The sequence below is a fragment of the Gordonia paraffinivorans genome (genome assembly GCF_900683595.1).
GTDB lineage: Bacteria > Actinomycetota > Actinomycetes > Mycobacteriales > Mycobacteriaceae > Gordonia > Gordonia paraffinivorans.
The window spans coordinates 437,500-456,569 of the sequence record NZ_CAACYD010000005.1 but is presented as its reverse complement, the minus strand read 5'-3'; the positions used below and the strand labels follow the sequence as shown (position 1 = coordinate 456,569).

Below are 19,070 nucleotides of genomic sequence, written 5' to 3'. Positions count from 1 at the left end.
CAGCCCCTCGTCGTAGAAACGGAAAGAGGAGTCAACGCCTCATGGGTGTACCCACTCTGAAGAACCTTCTGGAAGAAGGGGTTTCGGGTCGGGGAGTGCTGGTCCGGTCGGATTTCAACGTCCCGCTCGACGGGTCGACGATCACCGACCCGGGCCGTATCCTCGCCTCCCTGCCCACGCTGAACGCGCTCATCGACGCCGGCGCGAAGGTGATCATCACCGCGCATCTCGGCCGTCCGAAGGGTGAGCCCGATCCGAAGTTCTCGCTCGCGCCGGTCGCGGCGCGCCTGAGCGAGGAGCTCGGCCGCAACGTGCAGCTCGCCGGCGACGTCGTCGGCACCGACGCGCTTGCACGGGCGGAGGGCCTCACCGAGGGCGACGTCCTGCTCCTGGAGAACATCCGCTTCGACCCGCGGGAGACCTCCAAGGACGACGCCGAGCGCGAGAAGCTCGCCAAGGCACTCGTCGAGCTCGTCGGCGAGGACGGCGCCTTCGTGTCGGACGGCTTCGGAGTGGTGCACCGCAAGCAGGCGTCGGTCTATGACGTCGCCAAGCTCCTCCCGCACTACGCGGGAGAGCTGGTGGCGGCCGAGGTCGAGGTCCTGTCGAAGCTCACCGAGGATCCGGCCCGCCCGTACGCGGTCGTCCTCGGCGGCTCGAAGGTCTCCGACAAGCTCGGCGTCATCGAGGCGTTGGCTCCCAAGGTCGACACGCTGGTGATCGGCGGCGGCATGGCGTTCACCTTCCTGGCGGCCCAGGGCCACTCGGTCGGCTCGTCGCTGCTGCAGGAAGACCAGATCGAGGTCTGCAAGGACCTGCTGGAGCGTTTCGGCGACGTCATCCACCTGCCCGTCGACGTGGTCGCCGCCGACAAGTTCGCCGCCGACGCCGAGTCGCAGACCGTCGCGGCCGACGCCATCCCGGACGGCTGGATGGGTCTCGACATCGGACCGGAGTCGGTCAAGCGGTTCGCCGCGGTGCTCTCGGGCGCCAAGACCATCTTCTGGAACGGCCCGTCGGGCGTGTTCGAGTTCGAGAAGTTCTCGGCCGGCACCCGCGGGGTCGCCGAGGCCATCGCTGGCGCGACCGGCAACGGGGCGTTCACGGTGGTCGGCGGCGGCGACTCGGCCGCCGCGGTGCGGACCCTGGGCCTGCCCGACAGCGACTTCTCGCACATCTCCACCGGCGGCGGCGCCTCCCTCGAGTACCTCGAGGGCAAGGAACTCCCCGGTCTCAAGGTTCTGGAGAGCTGAACCATGGCACAGCGCAAGCCGCTCATCGCGGGCAACTGGAAGATGAACCTCAACCACCTCGAGGCCATCGCCCTGGTTCAGAAGATCGCGTTCGCCCTGCCGGCGAAGTACTTCGACAAGGTCGACGTGACGGTCATCCCGCCGTTCACCGACATCCGCAGCGTGCAGACCGTCGTCGACGGCGACAAGCTGCTGCTCACCTACGGTGCGCAGGACCTGTCGCAGCACGACTCGGGTGCCTACACCGGCGAGATCAGCGGAGCCTTCCTCGCGAAGCTCGGCTGCACCTTCGTCATCGTGGGTCACTCGGAGCGTCGCACCATGCACGGTGAGACCGACGAGATCGTGCTCGCCAAGACCAAGGCCGCGCTGCGGCACGAGCTCACCCCGATCGTCTGCATCGGCGAGGGCCTCGAGGTCCGGGAGGCCGGCGAGCACGTCGCGTACAACGTGGCGCAGCTCAAGGGCTCCCTGGCGGGCCTGTCGGCGGCCGAGATCGCCAAGACCGTCATCGCCTACGAGCCGGTCTGGGCCATCGGCACCGGTCGCGTCGCCAGCTCGGCCGACGCGCAGGAGGTGTGCAAGGCCATCCGCGAGACCCTCGCGGAGATCGCCGACGCCGAGACGGCGGCGAGCGTGCGCATCCTCTACGGCGGCTCGGTGAACTCGAAGAACGTCGGCGAGCTCGTCGCCCAGCCCGACATCGACGGTGCTCTGGTCGGCGGCGCGTCGCTGAAGTCCGACGAGTTCGCGACGCTGTCGGCGATCGCCGCGGGTGGCCCCTTGCCCTGACGGGCCACACCCACGCGTAGACTGTGGCAGGTTGGTGTCCGATCATGGCCTCGTGCCGGTTCGGCGCCGCCTGCCACAGCTGTATTTCCAGGGGCTTTGAGGAAGGGCGTTACCTGTGCAAACCGCACTCGACATCGGACTGATCGTCACGAGCGTTCTGGTCATCGTGCTCGTCCTGCTGCACCGCGGCAAGGGCGGCGGTCTGTCGTCGCTGTTCGGTGGTGGCGTCCAGTCGAGCCTGTCCGGTTCGAGCGTCGTCGAGCGCAACCTCGACCGCCTGACCATCTTCGTCGGCCTGATCTGGGTGATCTTCATCATCGGCATCGGCATCGACATCAAGCTCTCCTGACCAGCGGCATCTGAGCTCTTCCGACCGGGGCGGCACGTGAGACGTGTCGCCCTGTTGTCGTCCCGGGATGCCGATGTCCCGAATCCTCGGAATACTGGTCGGCATGAGTGAATCCGTCCCTTCCCGGGGAGCCCCGGCCTGGCGTCCCTCCATCTCGATCGTCGACCACATCGTCGTCGACGACGAGGGTCGGGCACTCACCGAACCGTTGCGCGAGGACATCCGCCTGCTCGGCGGCATCCTCGGCGAGGTCGTGCGCGAGCATTCCGGCGACGACGTCTTCGAGCTGGTCGAGTCCGCGCGCAAGGCCGCTTTCGCGGTGCGGCGCAACGAGATCGACCGTGACGAGCTCGCCGCCAAGTTCGTCGACCTCGACGTCGACGTCGCAATCCCGATCATCCGGGCGTTCAGCCATTTCGCGCTGCTGGCGAATCTCGCCGAGGACATCCACCGCGAACGCCGTCGCGCCATCCACGTGCGTGCCGGCGATCCGCCGCAGAAGTCGAGCCTCGCGGCGACCTACCGGCAGCTGGCGGAGGCCGGGCTCGACGACGCCGAGGTCGGCAGGGCGCTGGCCGACGCCGCCGTCGTCCCGGTGATCACCGCCCACCCCACCGAGACCCGGCGCCGCACCGTCTTCGAGGCGCAGAACCGCATCACCGAGCTGATGCGGTTCCGCGAGCGCACCGAGCTCACGCCGGACGAGGAGGCGAAGGTCGCCGAGTCGATCCGGCGCCAGATCATCACGCTGTGGCAGACCGCGCTCATCCGCCTCGAGCGGCTCACGATCCAGGACGAGATCCGTTCCGGGCTGCGGTACTACGACGCGTCCTTCTTCGAGGTCGTGCCCGAGATCAACACCTCCGTGCGCAAGGCCCTGCGCTCGGCCTACCCGCGGGCGGGGCTCGCCGAGGAGCCGATGATCCGGATGGGGTCGTGGATCGGCGGCGACCGCGACGGCAACCCGTACGTCACCCCGGATGTCGTGACCCTGGCGACCACGCTCGCCGCGCAGACCGCGGTGCGTCACCACCTCGACGAGCTGGAGAACCTCGCCCAGGAGCTCAGCATGTCGGCGCGGCTCATCACCGCCGTCGAGCCGCTGCTCGAGCTGGCCGGCGCCGGCCCCGAGGACGCCGGCGCCGACGAGCCGTTCCGACTGGCGCTGCGGCACATCCGGGCGCGCCTGGTTGCCACTGCGGACGAGATGTTCGACGAGGGCTTCCTGTCGTCGAACGACCTGCTCCTCATCGACGGCGAAGAGCCCTACGCCGGTGCCGGCGAGCTGCTCGCCGACCTCGACGTCGTCGACGCGGCCCTGCGGGCCAACAACGACGGGCTCATCGCCGACGACCGGCTCCTCGCGTTGCGAGAGGCCGTGCGCACCTTCGGTTTCCATCTGTCGGGTCTGGACATGCGCCAGAACTCCGACATGCACGAGGAGGTCGTCGCCGAGCTTCTCGCCTGGGCGGGCGTCCACCCCGACTACGCGTCGCTCGACGAGCCGGACCGGGTGGAGATCCTCACTGCGGAACTGCAGGCGCGGCGACCGCTGACCCGGCCCGACGCCGAACTCAGCGAACTGGCCACCAAGGAGCTCGGCATCGTGCGGGCCGCGGCACGGGCGGTGGCGACCTTCGGCCCCGAGGCCGTGCCGAACTACATCATCTCCATGTGCACCTCGGTGAGCGACATGCTGGAGGCGCTGATCCTGCTGAAGGAGGCGGGCCTCTACGATCCGGGGCCCGCGGGGGAGAACTCGCCGCGGTGCACGGTGCGGGTGGTGCCGCTGTTCGAGACGATCGAGGACCTGCAGCAGGGCGCGGCCACGATGGCCGCCGTCCTCGACGTGCCGTTCTACCGCGCGCTGGTCGAGTCGCAGAACGGCATGCAGGAGATCATGCTCGGCTACTCCGACTCCAACAAGGACGGCGGCTACATGGCCGCCAACTGGGCGCTCTACCGAGCCGAGCTCGATCTCGTCGAGATGGCCGAGAAGGCGGGAATCCGGTTGCGGCTGTTCCACGGTCGAGGCGGCACCGTCGGCCGCGGCGGCGGCCCGAGCTACGACGCGATCCTCGCGCAGCCGCCGGGCGCGGTGCAGGGGTCGCTGCGGATCACCGAGCAGGGCGAGATCATCGCGGCCAAGTACGCCGAACCCGTCGTCGCGCGCCGCAACCTGGAGACGCTGCTCGCCGCGACCATCGAGTCGTCGCTGCTCGACGTCGAGGGTCTCGGCGACGAGTCGGAGTCGACCTACGAGGTCATGGACGACATCGCCGCCAAGGCCCGGGCCGCCTACAGCCGCCTGGTCCACCAGACGCCGGGATTCGTCGAGTACTTCACCACGTCGACGCCGCTGTCGGAGATCGGCGCCCTCAACATCGGGTCGCGGCCGGCCTCGCGCAAACAGACCGAGAAGATCTCCGACCTCCGCGCGATCCCGTGGGTGCTGTCGTGGACGCAGTCCCGCGTCATGCTCCCGGGCTGGTACGGCACCGGTTCGGCATTCGAGGAGTGGGTGGGCGACGACGAGTCGCGCCTGGAGACCCTGCGCCGCTACTACGAGAGGTGGCCGTTCTTCCGCAGCGTGATGTCGAACATGGCGCAGGTCCTGGCGAAGTCGGACATGAGCCTGGCGCACCGCTACGCCCAGCTCGTCCCCGACGAGGAGCTGCGCGACAAGGTGTTCGGGATGATCGTCGACGAGCACGAGCGGACGATCGAGATGTACGCCAAGATCACCGGCACCGACGATCTGCTGCACGACAACGCGGCGCTCAAGCGATCCGTCTACAACCGGTTCCCGTACCTCGAACCGCTGAACCTGCTGCAGGTCGAGTTGCTGCGTCGCTTCCGCGCGGGGGAGGACACCCCGCTCGTCCGTCGCGGCATCCAGCTGACGATGAACGGCCTGGCGACGGCGCTGCGCAACTCGGGCTAGCGTTCAGACGCCGCAGCGTCGATGCGCGGCGATGCCCTCGAGACCGGGGGACACGTCGTCGTGCAGGCGGATCGAGTGGTCGTAGAACTCGTCGTCCAGCGGCAGGTAGTCGATCGGTTCCTCGCCGTCGATGCGGGCGAGCCGGTCCGCCAGGCATCGCTCGAGACGATTCGCCCTCGTCGCGTCGACCGAGTCGGCCTCGGCGACCAGGTGCGGCCGCAACGGCTGCATGCCCGTGTACCAGAGGGTTCCGTGCAGCAGCGGCCACAGCACGTCGTCGATGCTGCCGCTGATCCCGCGGGGAGTGAGGCTGCCCGCACGGTCGCCGGCGGTGACGACGACGAGCGCGCGGCGGCCTTCGAGTCCGCCGCGCCCGTACTTGAGCATCCGCCCCGTCTCGGGATCCGGCACGTGGTAGGCGAACCCGCTCTCGAAGACCCGGTCCACCCAGCCCTTGAGGATCGCCGGCATCCCGTACCACCACAGCGGGAACTGCAGGACCACGAGGTCGGCGGCGAGGAGTTTCCGCTGTTCGGCGCGGACCTCCTCGACGCGTTCGGGGGCGTCGGCGTCCCCGGCGCGCAGGAGCGGATCCCATCGCATCCGATAGAGGTCGGATTCGGCGACGTCCCAACCGTTCTCGCGCAGGGCCGCGACCCCCGCGTCGCGGAGTCGGCCGCTCAGCGAGCCGGCGTCGGGGTGGGCGAGGACCCAGAGTGTGTTGCCGCGCATGTGGCGTGCAACGCACGAGGGTGCGGACTTAGTCCTGGGGGGTCGGGGTCCGATGCGGCTCAGCCGTAGTGGCAGACGTAGCTGACGGGCTCGGTGACCTCGATGTCGAACGACGAGTCGCCGGGCACCGAGAACGAGTCGCCGGCGCCGTAGGAGACCCAGTCCTCGCTGCCTGCGAGTCGGACCCGGCACGCGCCGGTGTGCAGTTCCATGACCTCGGGCGCCGCGGTGCCGAAGGCGAGGGTGGCGGGCAGGATCACGCCGGCCGACTTGCGGGTGCCGTCGGCGAGATGGAACGTGTGGCTCACGCACTTGCCGTCGAAGTAGACGTTGGCGCGCGGGTCGAGGGTCACGTTCGCGTAGGTCGAGGTCTCGGTCACGAGGACGAAGCCTACCGTCTCAGTCGAGCTTGCTCGCGGCGGCGTCGTCGAGGAACCAGAGCGTCTCCTCGGTGCCGTGTGCGCCCGCGCACGGCCAGTCCGCGGGGTCGGCGCCGGCGTGCGCCGCGGCGACGGCCTCGGCCTTGTCGGCACCGGCCACCAGGAACCACACCGACCGCGCACGGTTGACCACCGGCAGGGTCAGCGTGATCCGACGCGGCGGAGGCTTCGGCGAATCCTCGACGGCGACAACGGACTTCTCGGTTTCGAGGGTGGCCGGACGGTGCGGGAACAGTGAGTTGATGTGTCCCTCGCCGCCCATGCCGAGCAGATGCAGGTCGAAGTGGGGCGCCACGCCGTCGGACGAGCGCCCGGCCAGGATGGCGGCGTAGTCGGCCGCGGCGGCGTCGATGTCGTCGCCGAACGGGCCGTCGGACGGAGCCATCGGGAACACCCGGCCCGGGTCCACCGGCACCTTGTCCAGCAGCGCCTCGCGGGCCTGGCCGGAGTTGCGCTCGGGATCGTCGGCGGGCACGAAACGGTCGTCGCCCCAATAGATGTCGACCCTCGACCAGTCGATCGAGCCGCTGTCGGCGGCCAGCGTCGACAGGATGCCGATGCCGTTGCTGCCACCGGTCAGCACGACGCTGGCCACCCCGCGCTCGGCCTGGGCGCGGGTGACGAGGTCGACGAACCGCGCGGCCGCGGTGGTGAGGAGTTCCTGCTTGGAGTCGAAGACGAGTGTCTCGGTGGTCACGGGGTTCACTCCTTGTCGGCGGTTGCCGGATCGTCTTGCTGCGCTGCGTCGGCGATGGCCGCACGAAGGTCCGCGCGGATGTTCGCCTCCTGCTCCGGGGAGATCCGCTCCACCTCGGCAACCCCCGCGAGTGCCTTGGCGTACACCTCGTCGACGTCGAGCCGGCGCAACTCCTCGGCGATGCAGACCGGCAGGGACCGCGGGGTCATCGCGATCCGGCCGTCCGGCTTGCCGGGTGCGGTCAGGACCGCGTTGTTGTTCTCGTCGACGGCGAGCACGGTGTCACCGTCGGTGCGGACCAGGCGGACCTCGAAGCTGCCGGTGAACCGCCGCGTCGGCACGCCGAGTGCGGAACGCAACCACCCGGCGAGCAGGTCGATGGCCGGACTGCGGTCGGGGCCGGTCACGTCGACGGCGACGACCTCCGTGTACGGCGGACGGTCGAGCGCCGACGCCAGGATGGCCCGCCACGGGGTGAGCTGGGTCCACGCGAGGTCGGTGTCGCCGGGGGAGTACCCGGCGAGCCGGCGCTTGAGCACGGTGTTGAGGGCCGGGTCGCGGTTGGCGTCGGTGATGCGCCGGCGCCCGAGCTGGCCGAGCGGATCGGCCGCCGGGGACCGGGGGCCGATACTCGGCCACCAGGTCACCACCGGCGTGTCCGGCAGCAGGAACGGTATGACCACCGAATGAGCGTTGTCGGCGAGCTCGCCCGCCAGCGCCAGCACGATGATCTCCGACGCGCCCGCGTCGCCGCCGATGCGGATCTCGGCGTCCATCCGCGAACGGGCATGGCGCACACCGCGCGAGATGACGATGACGCGGCTGGGATGCTCGCGGCTGGCGGCGATGGCCGCCTCGATGGCGCCCTCGGTGGGCTCGTCGTGCTCGGCGCAGACGACCAGTGTGAGCACCCGGCCGCTGTTGACCGCACCCTCGGTGTCGCGGAGCTTCACCAGCTGCTTGGCGACCTCGCGGCTCGTCGTGTTGGGCAGGCTGACGATCATGGACGTCTCCACTGTCGGCCGTGACGCGCGAGCATCTCGTCGGCGGAGGCCGGACCCCAGGTGCCCGCCTCGTAGGGCTCGGGCCGGCCGCTCTTCGCCCAGTGCTCTAGGACGGGATCGAGGATCTTCCAGGACAACTCGACTTCCTCGTTGACCGGGAACAGCGACGGTTCGCCGAGGAGCACGTCGAGGATCAGACGCTCGTAGGCCTCCGGGGAGGCCTCGGTGAAGGCGGTGCCGTAGCTGAAGTCCATGTTGACGTCACGGACCTCCATGCTCGACGCGGGCACCTTGGAGCCGAACCGCAGCGTGATGCCCTCGTCGGGCTGCACGCGGATCACCAGCACGTTCTGGCTGAGTTCCTCGGTCATCGTCTGGTCGAAGGGCAGGTGCGGCGCGCGCTTGAACACCAGCGCGATCTCCGTCACCCGGCGCCCGAGGCGCTTGCCGGTGCGCAGGTAGAACGGCACACCCGCCCAGCGCCGGGAGTCGACCTCCAGCGCGATCGCGGCGAAGGTCTCGGTCGTGGAGTCCTTCGCGAAGCCCTTCTCGTCCTTGAGGCCAGGGACCTTCTCGCTGCCCTGCCATCCGGCCGTGTACTGGCCGCGTGCCGTGTTCTCCGACAGCGGCTCGATGTTGCGGGTCGCGGACAGCACCTTGATCTTCTCGGCCTGCAGTTGCTTGGGCTCGAAGGAGATCGGCTCCTCCATGGCCACCAGCGCCATCAGCTGCAACAGGTGGTTCTGGATGACGTCGCGCGCCGCGCCGATCCCGTCGTAGTAGCCGGCACGGCCGCCGAGGCCGATGTCCTCGGCCATGGTGATCTGGACGTGGTCGACGTAGTGGGAACTCCACAGCGGATCGAACAGCTGGTTGGCGAAGCGCAGCGCCAGGATGTTCTGGACCGTCTCCTTGCCGAGGTAGTGGTCGATGCGGAACACCGACGACTCCGGGAACACCGAGTTGACGATCGCGTTGAGCTCGCGGGCCGACTCCAGGTCGTGGCCGAAGGGCTTCTCGATGACCACGCGACGCCAGCTGTCGCCCTCCGGCGCAGCCAGGCCGCTGCGTTCGAGCTGCTCGCACACCGTCGGGAAGGCCTTCGGCGGGATCGACAGGTAGAAGGCGTGATTGCCGTCGGTCCCGCGCTCGGCGTCGAGCGACTTCAGCGTCGACTTCAGCCGGTCGAAGGCGGCGTCGTCGTCGAACTCGCCCTGCACGAAGCGGAAGCCCTCGGCCAGGCGCTCCCAGACCTCCTCGCGGAAACCCGTCCGGGAGTGCTCGCGGACGGCGTCGTGCACGATGGCGCCGAAGTCCTCGTCGCTCCAGTCCCGCCGGGCGAACCCGACGAGGGCGAAGGAGGGCGGGAGGAGACCGCGGTTGGCGAGGTCGTAGACCGCGGGCATCAGCTTCTTGCGGGCGAGGTCGCCGGTGACGCCGAAGATCACCAGGCTGGACGGCCCCGCGATCCGCGGGAGTCTCTTGTCCTGTGGGTGACGGAGGGGATTGACCCACCGAGCCTCGTCGGCCACGGCGTGCTCAGCCCTTGTTCGCGGCGGCCAACTGCTCGGCCGTCGCGGTGAGCAGCTCGTTCCAGGCGTCCTCGAACTTGCGCACGCCCTCGTCCTCGAGGACGACGAACACGTCGGCCGGGTCGACGCCGACCGCCGAGATCTTCTCGAAGATCTCGCGCGACTCGGCCTCCTTGCCGATGATCGAGCCCGTGTCGACCCAACCGTGGTCGGCGAAGGCGTCCATCGTCTTGCCCGGCATGGTGTTGACCGTGTTCGGCGCGACGAGCTCGCTGACGTACAGGGTGTCGGGGTATTCCGGGTTCTTCACGCCGGTCGACGCCCACAGCGGACGCTGGGCGCGCGCACCCTGGGCCTGCAGGTCGGGGAAGCGGGTCTCGACCTCGAAGACCTCCTGGTAGGCCGCGTAGGCCAGGCGCGCGTTGGCCAGTGCCGCCTTGCCCCGCAGCTCGAGGGCCTCGGGGGTGCCGATGGCCTCGAGGCGCTTGTCGATCTCGGTGTCGACGCGCGAGACGAAGAACGAGGCGACCGAGTGGATGGTCGACAGGTCGTGGCCGGCCTCCGCGGCGGCGTCGAGGCCGTCGAGGTAGGCGTCCATGACCTCCTTGTAGCGCTCCACCGAGAAGATCAGCGTCACGTTGACGCTGATGCCCTCCGCGATCACCTTGGTGATCGCCGGCAGTCCGGCCTTGGTGGCCGGGATCTTGATGAGCAGGTTCGGGCGGTCGACGATCTTCCACAGCTCGACGGCCTGGGCGACGGTGCCCTCGGTGTCGTGGGCGAGGCGCGGATCGACCTCGATGGACACCCGGCCGTCGACCCCGTCGGACTCCTCGTAGACGCCGGCGAACACGTCGCAGGCGTTGCGGACGTCGTCGGTGGTCACCGTGCGGATGGTGGCGTCCACGTCGGCCCCGCGCGCGGCCAGCTCGTTCACCTGCGCGTCGTACGCGGTGCCCTTGGACAGCGCGGCCTGGAAGATGGCCGGGTTGGTGGTCACGCCGACCACCGACTTGGTGTTGATCAACTCGGCGAGATCACCGGAGGTGATGAGGTCGCGCGAGAGGTCGTCCAGCCACACCGAGACACCGGCGGCGGACAGTTCGGCGAGCTTGTCGTTCTGGGTCACGATTCTCTCCTGATTGTGTGGTGTGTGTCCGGCCTGCCGGTGGCGGCTGGGACCGCTCAGCCGGCGATGACGCGCTCGGCGGCCGCGGCGACGGCCTCTGAGGTGATCCCGAACTTGGTGTAGAGGACCTTGTAGTCGGCCGACGCGCCGAAGTGCTCGATGCTGACGATCTCGCCGCCGGCGCCGACGATGCGGTACCACGGCATCGCGATGCCGGCCTCGACGGCGACGCGCGGAACCGACGGCGGCAGCACGTGGTCGCGGTAGCCCTGCGGCTGCTCGTCGAACCACTCGACGCACGGCATCGACACGACGCGGGCGCGGATACCCTTGGCCGCCAGCGCCTGCTGCGCCTCGACGGCCAGTGACACCTCGGAACCGGTGCCGATGAGGACCACCTGCGGGTCGTCGGAGTCGCTCAGGACGTAACCGCCGTTGGCGACGCCCTCGGCCGAGGTGCCCTCGAGAACGGGCACGTTCTGCCGGGTCAGGGCGAGGCCGACCGGGTGGTTGCGGCGGGTCAGCAGGTGCGCCCACGCGTAGGCGGTCTCGTTGGCGTCGGCCGGCCGCACGACGTCGAGGTGGGGGATCGCGCGCAGGGCGGCGAGGTGCTCGATCGGCTGGTGGGTCGGACCGTCCTCACCGAGGCCGATGGAGTCGTGGGTCCAGACGTAGATCGGGTCGATCTCCATCAGCGCGGCCAGGCGCACCGCCGGACGCATGTAGTCGGAGAACTGCAGGAAGGTGCCGCCGTAGGCGCGGGTCGGGCCGTGCAGGGCGATGCCCGACAGGATCGAGCCCATCGCGTGCTCGCGGACGCCGAAGTGCAGTGTGCGGCCGTAGGGGTTCGCCGACCACTTCTTGGTGCTGATCGACGTCGGCCCGAACGAGGGCTCGCCGTCCATGGTGGTGTTGTTCGAACCCGCGAGGTCGGCCGAACCGCCCCACAGTTCGGGCAGCACCGGCGCGAGGGCGGTGAGGACCTTGCCCGACGCCGAACGGGTCGCGACGTCCTTGTCGCCCGGCTCCCACGTCGGCAGGACGTCGGTCCAGCCCTCGGGCAGCTCGTGGGCCTGCAGGCGGTCGAAGAGCTTCTTGTTCTCGGGGTTCTTGCTCGCCCACTCGTCGAACGACGCGGTCCAGGCCTTGCGCAGCTCGGCGCCGCGGTCGACGAGCTTGCGGGTGTGGGCGATGACCTCGTCGGCCACCTCGAAGGTCTTCTCCGGGTCGAAGCCGAGGACCTTCTTGGTCGCGGCGACCTCGTCCTCGCCGAGCGCGGCGCCGTGGATGCCGCCGGTGTTCATCTTGTTCGGCGCCGGGTAGCCGATGATCGTGCGCAGGCAGATGATCGACGGCCGGTCGACGACCTCCTGGGCGGCCTTGATCGCGGCCTCGATGGCGACGACGTCCTCGCCGCCCTCGACGGTCTGCACGTGCCAGCCGTAGGCCTCGTAGCGCTTGGCGACGTCCTCGCTCAGCGCGATGTCGGTGTCGTCCTCGATCGAGATCTGGTTCTGGTCGTAGAAGACGATCAGGTTGCCCAGCTGCTGGGTCCCGGCGAGCGAGCTGGCCTCGGAGGTCACGCCCTCCTCGATGTCGCCGTCGGAGGCGACCACGTAGATGTAGTGGTCGAAGGGGCTCTCGCCGAGCGGGGCGTCGGGGTCGAACAGGCCGCGCTCGCGGCGGGCGGCCATCGCCATGCCCACGGCCGAGGCGAGACCCTGGCCGAGGGGGCCGGTGGTGATCTCCACGCCCTTGGTGTGACGGAACTCGGGGTGGCCGGGGGTCAGCGAGTCCCAGGTGCGCAGCGCCTCGATGTCGGACAGTTCGAGACCGAAGCCGCCGAGGTAGAGCTGGATGTAGAGGGTGAGGCTGGAGTGCCCGCACGACAGGACGAAGCGGTCGCGGCCGACCCAGTCGGTGTCGGTGGGGTCGTGGCGCATCACCCGCTGGAACAGCGTGTAGGCGAGCGGGGCCAGGCTCATCGCGGTGCCCGGGTGGCCGCTGCCGCACTTCTGCACCGCGTCGGCGGCCAGCACGCGAGCCGTGTCGACGGCCCGGGTGTCGAGGTCGGTCCAGTCGTCCGGGTGGCGGGCGGTGGTCAGTGCGCGGATCTCGTCTGTGTCGGCCACGATGGTGATGGTCTCCTGTGCCTGGCTGGTCGGGACGTCGGCTCGCGCCCGTCAACCGACGAGGTTGCAGGCACGTCTCGGTCCAGAGTAATCGGCTACGGAGACCTGTTGCGCGCCGACCGAAAGTTACCGGCGAGTCGCGACCCGGGTGACGGCGATCTCGCCCGTCACGCCTCGATTCACGGTTCGCGGAGGCGAACGTCTACCATGCTCTGTAGTAGCCCGCGGAGATTCTGGGCGGGCGGACGAGGAGTGTTCGTGAGGATAGGGGAGCGTGTGAGCGGAGACAGTCCCGCCGCATCCCACTCGACCGACACCGCATCGCAGCAGGTTACGACCGAGCCGGTCGCACCGGCCGATCTGTCGTGGGCAGGACGAGTGCGCGCGACGGTGCTCGCGTACATCGCGCTGACCAAGCCGCGGGTCATCGAGCTGCTGCTGGTCGCGACCATCCCGGTGATGTTGCAGGCCGATCGGGGTCACGTCGACATCGCCGTCATCGCCTTCACACTGATCGGCGGATGGCTGGGTGCGGGTAGTGCGAACACCTTGAACATGGTGGTCGACGCCGACATCGACAAGAAGATGAAGCGCACGGCCCGCCGGCCGCTGGCCCGCCGGGCCGTCGCCACGCGGAACGCGCTGATCTTCGGCCTCGTCCTGTGGGCGGCGTCGTTCGCGGTGCTGTTCTTCGCGGCCAACCTGCTCTCTGCGCTGCTCGTCTCGGCGACGATCGTCTTCTACGTCGGCGTCTACACGATGATCCTCAAGCGCCGCACCTGGCAGAACGTGGTGTGGGGCGGCGCCGCCGGCTGCATGCCGACGCTCGTGGGCTGGGCCGCGGTCACCGGCTCGCTGAGCTGGCAGCCCATCGTGCTGTTCCTGGTCATCTTCTTCTGGACGCCGCCGCACACCTGGGCGCTGGCAATGCGCTACAAGGAGGACTACGCGGCGGCTGGCGTGCCGATGCTCCCGGTCATCGCCACCGAGGAACGCGTGACCCGTCAGATGCTGGTCTACACCTGGCTGACCGTGCTGTGCACGCTCGTCCTCATCCCGGCCACCAGTTGGATCTACACCGTCATCGCGGTGGTCGCCGGCGCATGGTTCGTCGAGCGCGTCACCAAGCTGTACCGCGACACCCGCCGCGGCGTGGAGGTCAAGCCGCTGAAGGTGTTCCTGCAGTCGAACGAATACCTCGCGATCGTCTTCTGCGGCCTCGCCATCGACGCGGTTGTCGGCATGCAGACGATCTCGTCCTACTTCTGATCCGTCGCCCGGCCTGACCCCTCATCCGGGGATCAGGGCAGCAGCACCGTCGCCCCGGTCGTCCTGCGTGCCTCGAGATCGGCGTGCGCCTGTGCGGCGTCGGCCAGGCGGTAACGCTGTCCGATCCGGACGTCCACGTCGCCGTCGGCGATCGCCTCGAAGTACTCCCCGGCCCGCCAGGACAGTTCCTCCCGCGTCGCGGTGAAGTGGCCGAGCGTCGGCCGCGTCACGCTGAGCGAGCCGGCCGGATTGAGCCGCTGCAGGTCGAACGGGGGCACGGGTCCGCTCGACGCCCCGAACAGCACGATGAGCCCGCGGATCGCGGTGGCGGCGAGGGACTGCTCGAAGGTGTCGGCGCCCACCCCGTCGTAGACCACCGGCACGCCCGTGCCATCGGTGAGATCGCGGACCCGCGCGGCCAGGTCGTCGCCGTACCGCAGCACGTGGTCGGCACCCGCGCGGCGGGACAGGTCGGCCTTCTCCTCGGAGGAGACGGTGGTGATGACGCGCAGGCCCTTCCGCTTGGCCAGCTGGGTCAGGATCAGCCCGACGCCGCCGGCGCCGGCGTGGATCAGCACCGTCTCGCCGGTCCGCGGATGCGAGCTGCCGTCGAGCAGATAGTGGGCGGTGAGTCCGCGCAGCAGCGACGCCCCGGCAATCGCGTCGTCGACGCCGTCGGGCACCACGACAGCCTTGTCGGCGGGGACGGCGACCAGTTCGGCGTACGACCCCGGCGCGGCCACCCACGCCACGCGCTGACCCACCTCGAGTCCGGTGACCTCCGGTCCGACGGCGACGATCTCGCCCGCGCCCTCGGTGCCGGGGACGTAGGGAGGGGTCGAGGGATACAACCCGCGTCGAAGGTAGGTGTCGATGAAGTTCACGCCCACCGCGGTGGTGCGGACGATCACCTCGTCGGTCGCCGGGATCGGGTCGTCGACCGAGCCGTACACGAGGACGTCGGGGCCGCCGTGTCTGGTCACCTGAATCGCGCGCACGACACCCGTTGTACACGGCGAACATCACTGCGCGGCATGTATCCCGGTGACGGGCTCGAGCCGTGCGCACCGGTAAGCTGAGCGGCATGACTGACAGTGCCGCCACCGACACCACAGCAACGCAGACGGTCCAGGCCCCTGCCGACGTCGTCGCGTCGGTGAAGAAGTTCGTCGCCCGCGAGGGTGGCAACGCGAAGGTCGTCCTCCAGGCGATCGGCGCGGCCGGTGTCCGCATCACCCTGGTGGGTGCCTCCGGTGGTGTCCTCGGCGACCGGGTCGTCCCCGACCTCGCCACCGCGCAGGCGGTTGTGGACGCCGTCGACGGCCTCGAGATCGCCGAGTGGGACCGGGATCTGACGTCGGAGGCCAACGTCCGCCCGTCGCACTGGCGCAAGATGGCCGGCTGGGTGGCCCGGCAGAAGCGTTTCCCCAAGCCGCGCAACCGCGCGATCCTCTAGATCGGATGACGACGAGAACGGCCCCCGCCGGATGGCGGATGCTAGCGATCCCCGCAACACCCTGGATTTCAAGAAGTTGCGGGGATCGTGCATTCTGCGGAGTTGAAGGACGAGTTCTTCACGGTGTTGGACCGTGTGGACGGGAACGTGTGCGAGGCTGCTCGCATCGTCGGGATGAGCCGGGACACTGCGTACGGGTGGGTGCGTAAGGCGGGGATGCGTGGTCGCGGCAAGACCGGTACCGGCGGGCACCCGGGTCGCGCCCGATACGACCAACTCCGTGCGAAGGGAGTGAGCCGCCGCGAGGCGGCTGCCCAGATCGGTGTGAACGTCCGCACTGCCCGGGATTGGGATAGGGGAATCCGTAAAGTCGGGAACGCGCGCCTACATCCTGATGGCCGGCGGATCGACTACACCACAGGTGTGACCACCTACCGCGACGCCACTGGCGAACCATCCCTGGCCCAGTTGGAAGCGGTACTGCATCCACGGTTCCTGACCTTGGCCGATCGGGAACAGATTGCTGATCTGCGCCGTGAGGGTCACTCGCTTCGGGAGATCGGCCGGCGGTTAAGGCGGTCGGCCTCGACGATCAAACGCGAGATCGACGCCTATGCGGTCGAGGACGTCTACCGTGCTCACCGAGCGCACCGTGCATGGACCCATTCGCGGTCGCGTCCTAAAGAGTCCAAGCTCGCCCAGCCCGGCCCGCTGCGCGACTACGTCGCCGGCAAGTTGCAGGACCAGTGGTCCCCGGAGCAGGTGTGCCACGCTCTCATGACCGAGTTCCCCGACGATCAGGGCATGCGAGTGAGCACCGAAACCATCTACCAGGCGATCTACGTCCAGGCTCGAGGAGGGCTGCGCCGCGAGGTCGCGACGGCGTTGCGGACCGGGCGGACCCGACGCAAACCTCATCGCAAGGCCGAACAGCGCACCAAGCGGTTCATTGACGACATGGTGATGATCTCCGACCGTCCAGCCGAGGTCGAGGACCGGGCCGTGCCAGGACATTGGGAAGGCGATCTGATCGTCGGCACTCGCAGCGAGTCCGCGATCGTGACCCTGGTTGAACGTTCCACCCGCTACGTCATGCTCGGACACCTCCCGGGCGGGCACACCGCTGAGGAAGTCCGTGACGTGCTGGTACCGCTGATCGGATCACTACCCCAACACCTGCGCGGTTCGCTGACCTGGGACCAGGGATGCGAGATGGCAGCCCACAACCAGTTCACTGTTGCCACCGGAGTACCGGTCTATTTCTGCGACCCGCACTCACCCTGGCAACGCGGATCAAACGAGAACACCAACGGCTTACTGCGCCAATACTTTCCGAAGGGAACCGACTTGAGCGTCTACGGACCCCAGGACCTCGAACTCGTCGCCCAGAAACTCAACCGTCGCCCACGCAAAACGCTCGACTGGAAAGCTCCAGCCGAGCGTCTGCGTGATCTACTGATAGCCGTCTAACCATCAGGTGTTGCGAGGACCCCTTGAATCCGCCGGATGACGGCGGGGGCCGTTCTCGTCTGCGCGGATGTCAGGCGTCGACGCGGCTGCGGTCGGTCTCGGTGGCCACCAGGACCTGCCAGGTGGCGCCGATCAGGAGCAGCGCGCTGCCGAACATGTGCGCGATGACCAGGGCGATGGGCAGGCCGGTGAAGAACTGCACGAATCCGATGAGCCCCTGGAGGAGGATCAGCAGGGCGAAGACGATCGCCGACCGCTGCTGCGGGCGCGCGAACACGCGGGCGTACACCAGGGCGGCGATCCCGAGGCCGACCAGGACGAACACGGCGTCGGCGTGCAGCTGGGTGGCGTTGTCGGGATCGAGGCCGTTGCGCGGGACGTCGGCGTCGCCGGCGTGCGGGCCGGAACCGGTGACCACGGTGCCCAGGTAGATCGTCACCCACGTGACCAGGTAGATCAGCCACGCCAGGTAGACGCCGAGGCGCCGGATCGCGGCGGCGGGGATCTCCGCCTCGGCGGCCGGCTCCGACGGCGTGGGGTAGGGGCGCATCCGGTAGACGAGCACCGTGGCGGCCGACACCAGGATCATCGACAGCAGGAAGTGCAGGGCGACGACCCAGGGGTTCAGGTCGGTGAGGACCGTGATGCCGCCGATGACGCCCTGCAGCGGGATGCCCAGGGCGATCAGGGTGACCAGCCACTTGTCGCTGCGGGTCGAGTTCGCGTAGCGCAGCACCGCGACCCACGCGGCGATGGCGATCACGATCAGCACCCAGGTCAGCAGCCGGTTGCCGAACTCGATGGCGCCGTGGATGCCGAGCTCGCCGTGCGGGACGAAGGACTCGTCGGTGCATCGTGGCCACGTCGGGCAGCCGAGGCCCGAGGCGGTCACCCGCACCGCGCCGCCGGTGGCGACGATGCCGACGTTGGAGATCAGCAGCGCGATCGCCCAGCGATGGACGAAGCGGGCGGTGGGCCGGCCGAAGCCGGGTATGCGCTGCCAGAAGCCGGGCGCCTCGCCGCCGTCGTGTGCGCCGGGATCCGCGCCGCCCGGTCGGGCCGAGGTCTGCGACGTCGTCATCGGAATCGGAACCACCTCACCGCCAAGGTGCCGGCCACTGCGGCCCACACCAGCAACACGCCCACCCCGAAGGCGTCGAACGAACCACGTGCGGCCATCTCCAGGGCCTCACTGAGCGCACCCGAGGGGATGCACCGCGCAAAGGTGTGCACGGCGCCGGGCACGTCGGAGTCGACGACCACGAGGCTGCCGACACCGATGAACGCGAACCAGAGCAGGTTCGCGAGGGCCAGGACCACCTCGGCCTTGAGCGTGCCGCCCAGCAGCAGGCCCAGGGTCGCAAAACAGGCGGTCCCGACGAGGAGCACGACCACGCCGAGGAGCAGGCCGAGCGCGTCGGGCCGCCACCCGAAGGCGGCGCCGATCCCGCCGATGATCACCGACTGCAGGGCGACCACGATGAGCACCGCGACCGATTTGCCCACGATGATGCCCCACCGCGGGATCGGCGTGGCACCCAACCGTTTCAGCGCCCCGTAGCGACGGTCGAAACCGACGGCGATCGCCTGGCCGGTGAAGGCCGTGGACATGACCGCGATGGTCAGGATGGCCGGGACGAAGAGCGTCGCCCGCTCGGCCGGCCCGTCGCCGAAGCTCGTGTTGATCGGCAGCAGGCACAACCCGACGAGCAGGGTGATCGGGATGAACATCGTCAACAGCAACTGCTCGCCGTTGCGGAGCAGCAGCTTGAGTTCGAGCGTCGACTGCGCGGCGATCATCGCGGCCAGCGAAGCCGGACGCGGCGCGGGCCGGAACATCCCGCCGGGGAATGTCGCGGCGGCGTCCGGGG

17 protein-coding genes are annotated in these 19,070 nt (G+C 69.2%); 7 read left to right on the top strand and 10 right to left on the bottom strand.

All coding sequences use genetic code 11. From position 1 onward, the window contains the following. Nucleotides 1-41 precede the first annotated feature (41 nt). From E1P53_RS04205 to ppc, 4 genes are all read left to right on the top strand, one after another. Nucleotides 42-1,253, top strand: a complete 1,212-nt coding sequence (locus E1P53_RS04205; RefSeq protein WP_109238413.1) for a phosphoglycerate kinase — start codon at nt 42-44, stop codon at nt 1,251-1,253. A 3-nt stretch (nt 1,254-1,256) separates the two neighbouring features. Further along, a complete protein-coding gene (tpiA, locus tag E1P53_RS04200; RefSeq protein WP_006902254.1) occupies nt 1,257-2,045 on the top strand; it encodes a triose-phosphate isomerase in 789 nt (262 codons plus the stop codon). A 115-nt stretch (nt 2,046-2,160) separates the two neighbouring features. Then, nucleotides 2,161-2,394 carry a preprotein translocase subunit SecG gene (gene secG / locus E1P53_RS04195; RefSeq protein WP_006902255.1) on the top strand — a complete coding sequence of 78 codons (234 nt, stop codon included), beginning with the start codon at nt 2,161-2,163 and terminating at the stop codon, nt 2,392-2,394. A gap of 103 nt (nt 2,395-2,497) precedes the next feature. Continuing rightward, complete coding sequence (gene ppc / locus E1P53_RS04190) at nt 2,498-5,338, top strand: phosphoenolpyruvate carboxylase (RefSeq protein ID WP_131733557.1); 2,841 nt, start codon at nt 2,498-2,500, stop codon at nt 5,336-5,338. Between the two features lie 3 nt (nt 5,339-5,341). Here the strand turns inward: ppc and E1P53_RS04185 are convergent, their stop codons facing one another. From E1P53_RS04185 to tkt, 7 genes are read right to left on the bottom strand one after another with little or no spacing between them, the layout of a single operon-like run. Then, nucleotides 5,342-6,070: an NAD(P)H-dependent oxidoreductase gene (locus tag E1P53_RS04185; protein ID WP_131733556.1), complete on the bottom strand. Its 729-nt coding sequence runs from the start codon at nt 6,068-6,070 to the stop codon at nt 5,342-5,344. 59 nt (nt 6,071-6,129) lie between these two features. Continuing rightward, nucleotides 6,130-6,450: a pyrimidine/purine nucleoside phosphorylase gene (gene ppnP, locus E1P53_RS04180; protein WP_006902260.1), complete on the bottom strand. Its 321-nt coding sequence runs from the start codon at nt 6,448-6,450 to the stop codon at nt 6,130-6,132. Nucleotides 6,451-6,469: 19 nt separating this feature from the next. Then, nucleotides 6,470-7,207 (bottom strand): 6-phosphogluconolactonase, encoded by a 738-nt coding sequence (gene pgl / locus E1P53_RS04175; RefSeq protein WP_131733555.1) that lies wholly within the window; start codon nt 7,205-7,207, stop codon nt 6,470-6,472. 5 nt (nt 7,208-7,212) lie between these two features. Further along, entirely contained in the window at nt 7,213-8,211 is a 999-nt protein-coding gene (locus E1P53_RS04170) for a glucose-6-phosphate dehydrogenase assembly protein OpcA (protein WP_109238464.1), read from the bottom strand. Beyond that, nucleotides 8,208-9,743: a glucose-6-phosphate dehydrogenase gene (gene zwf / locus E1P53_RS04165; protein ID WP_131733554.1), complete on the bottom strand. Its 1,536-nt coding sequence runs from the start codon at nt 9,741-9,743 to the stop codon at nt 8,208-8,210. The genes E1P53_RS04170 and zwf overlap by 4 nt, the downstream gene beginning before the upstream one ends. Before the next feature lie 7 nt (nt 9,744-9,750). Next, nucleotides 9,751-10,872 (bottom strand): transaldolase, encoded by a 1,122-nt coding sequence (tal, locus tag E1P53_RS04160; protein WP_131733553.1) that lies wholly within the window; start codon nt 10,870-10,872, stop codon nt 9,751-9,753. A gap of 56 nt (nt 10,873-10,928) precedes the next feature. Beyond that, nucleotides 10,929-13,004 carry a transketolase gene (gene tkt / locus E1P53_RS04155; protein WP_131733552.1) on the bottom strand — a complete coding sequence of 692 codons (2,076 nt, stop codon included), beginning with the start codon at nt 13,002-13,004 and terminating at the stop codon, nt 10,929-10,931. Nucleotides 13,005-13,280: 276 nt separating this feature from the next. On the opposite strand from tkt, the gene E1P53_RS04150 reads away from it, so the two are divergent. Continuing rightward, nucleotides 13,281-14,273, top strand: coding sequence for a heme o synthase (locus tag E1P53_RS04150; protein ID WP_006902266.1), 993 nt, complete (start codon nt 13,281-13,283; stop codon nt 14,271-14,273). Between the two features lie 32 nt (nt 14,274-14,305). Here the strand turns inward: E1P53_RS04150 and E1P53_RS04145 are convergent, their stop codons facing one another. Next, nucleotides 14,306-15,271, bottom strand: a complete 966-nt coding sequence (locus E1P53_RS04145; protein ID WP_131733551.1) for a quinone oxidoreductase family protein — start codon at nt 15,269-15,271, stop codon at nt 14,306-14,308. A gap of 86 nt (nt 15,272-15,357) precedes the next feature. On the opposite strand from E1P53_RS04145, the gene E1P53_RS04140 reads away from it, so the two are divergent. Both E1P53_RS04140 and E1P53_RS04135 read left to right on the top strand, forming a co-directional pair. Beyond that, the gene (locus E1P53_RS04140) at nt 15,358-15,729 is read left to right on the top strand and encodes a hypothetical protein (RefSeq protein ID WP_131733550.1); all 372 of its coding nucleotides are present in this window, start codon (nt 15,358-15,360) and stop codon (nt 15,727-15,729) included. 291 nt (nt 15,730-16,020) lie between these two features. Beyond that, nucleotides 16,021-17,199, top strand: a complete 1,179-nt coding sequence (locus tag E1P53_RS04135; RefSeq protein ID WP_131733316.1) for an IS30 family transposase — start codon at nt 16,021-16,023, stop codon at nt 17,197-17,199. Between the two features lie 70 nt (nt 17,200-17,269). On the opposite strand, the gene E1P53_RS04130 is transcribed toward E1P53_RS04135, so the two are convergent. Together E1P53_RS04130 and E1P53_RS04125 are read right to left on the bottom strand one after the other, a co-directional pair. Further along, a complete protein-coding gene (locus E1P53_RS04130) occupies nt 17,270-18,280 on the bottom strand; it encodes a COX15/CtaA family protein (protein WP_006899510.1) in 1,011 nt (336 codons plus the stop codon). Beyond that, nucleotides 18,277-19,038, bottom strand: coding sequence for an ABC transporter permease (locus E1P53_RS04125; protein WP_174320698.1), 762 nt, complete (start codon nt 19,036-19,038; stop codon nt 18,277-18,279). Before E1P53_RS04125 ends, E1P53_RS04130 begins: the two co-directional genes overlap by 4 nt. Nucleotides 19,039-19,070 lie beyond the last annotated feature (32 nt).

What these genes read in the sequence shown, in the direction of transcription:
- E1P53_RS04205 (WP_109238413.1), top strand. Translation starts at nt 42, where the DNA reads ATGGGTGTACCCACTCTGAAGAACCTTCTGGAAGAAGGGGTTTCGGGT.
- tpiA (WP_006902254.1), top strand. Translation starts at nt 1,257, where the DNA reads ATGGCACAGCGCAAGCCGCTCATCGCGGGCAACTGGAAGATGAACCTC.
- ppc (WP_131733557.1), top strand. Translation starts at nt 2,498, where the DNA reads ATGAGTGAATCCGTCCCTTCCCGGGGAGCCCCGGCCTGGCGTCCCTCC.
- E1P53_RS04185 (WP_131733556.1), bottom strand. Translation starts at nt 6,070, where the DNA reads ATGCGCGGCAACACACTCTGGGTCCTCGCCCACCCCGACGCCGGCTCG.
- E1P53_RS04170 (WP_109238464.1), bottom strand. Translation starts at nt 8,211, where the DNA reads ATGATCGTCAGCCTGCCCAACACGACGAGCCGCGAGGTCGCCAAGCAG.
- E1P53_RS04140 (WP_131733550.1), top strand. Translation starts at nt 15,358, where the DNA reads ATGACTGACAGTGCCGCCACCGACACCACAGCAACGCAGACGGTCCAG.
- E1P53_RS04130 (WP_006899510.1), bottom strand. Translation starts at nt 18,280, where the DNA reads ATGACGACGTCGCAGACCTCGGCCCGACCGGGCGGCGCGGATCCCGGC.
- E1P53_RS04125 (WP_174320698.1), bottom strand. Translation starts at nt 19,038, where the DNA reads ATGTTCCGGCCCGCGCCGCGTCCGGCTTCGCTGGCCGCGATGATCGCC.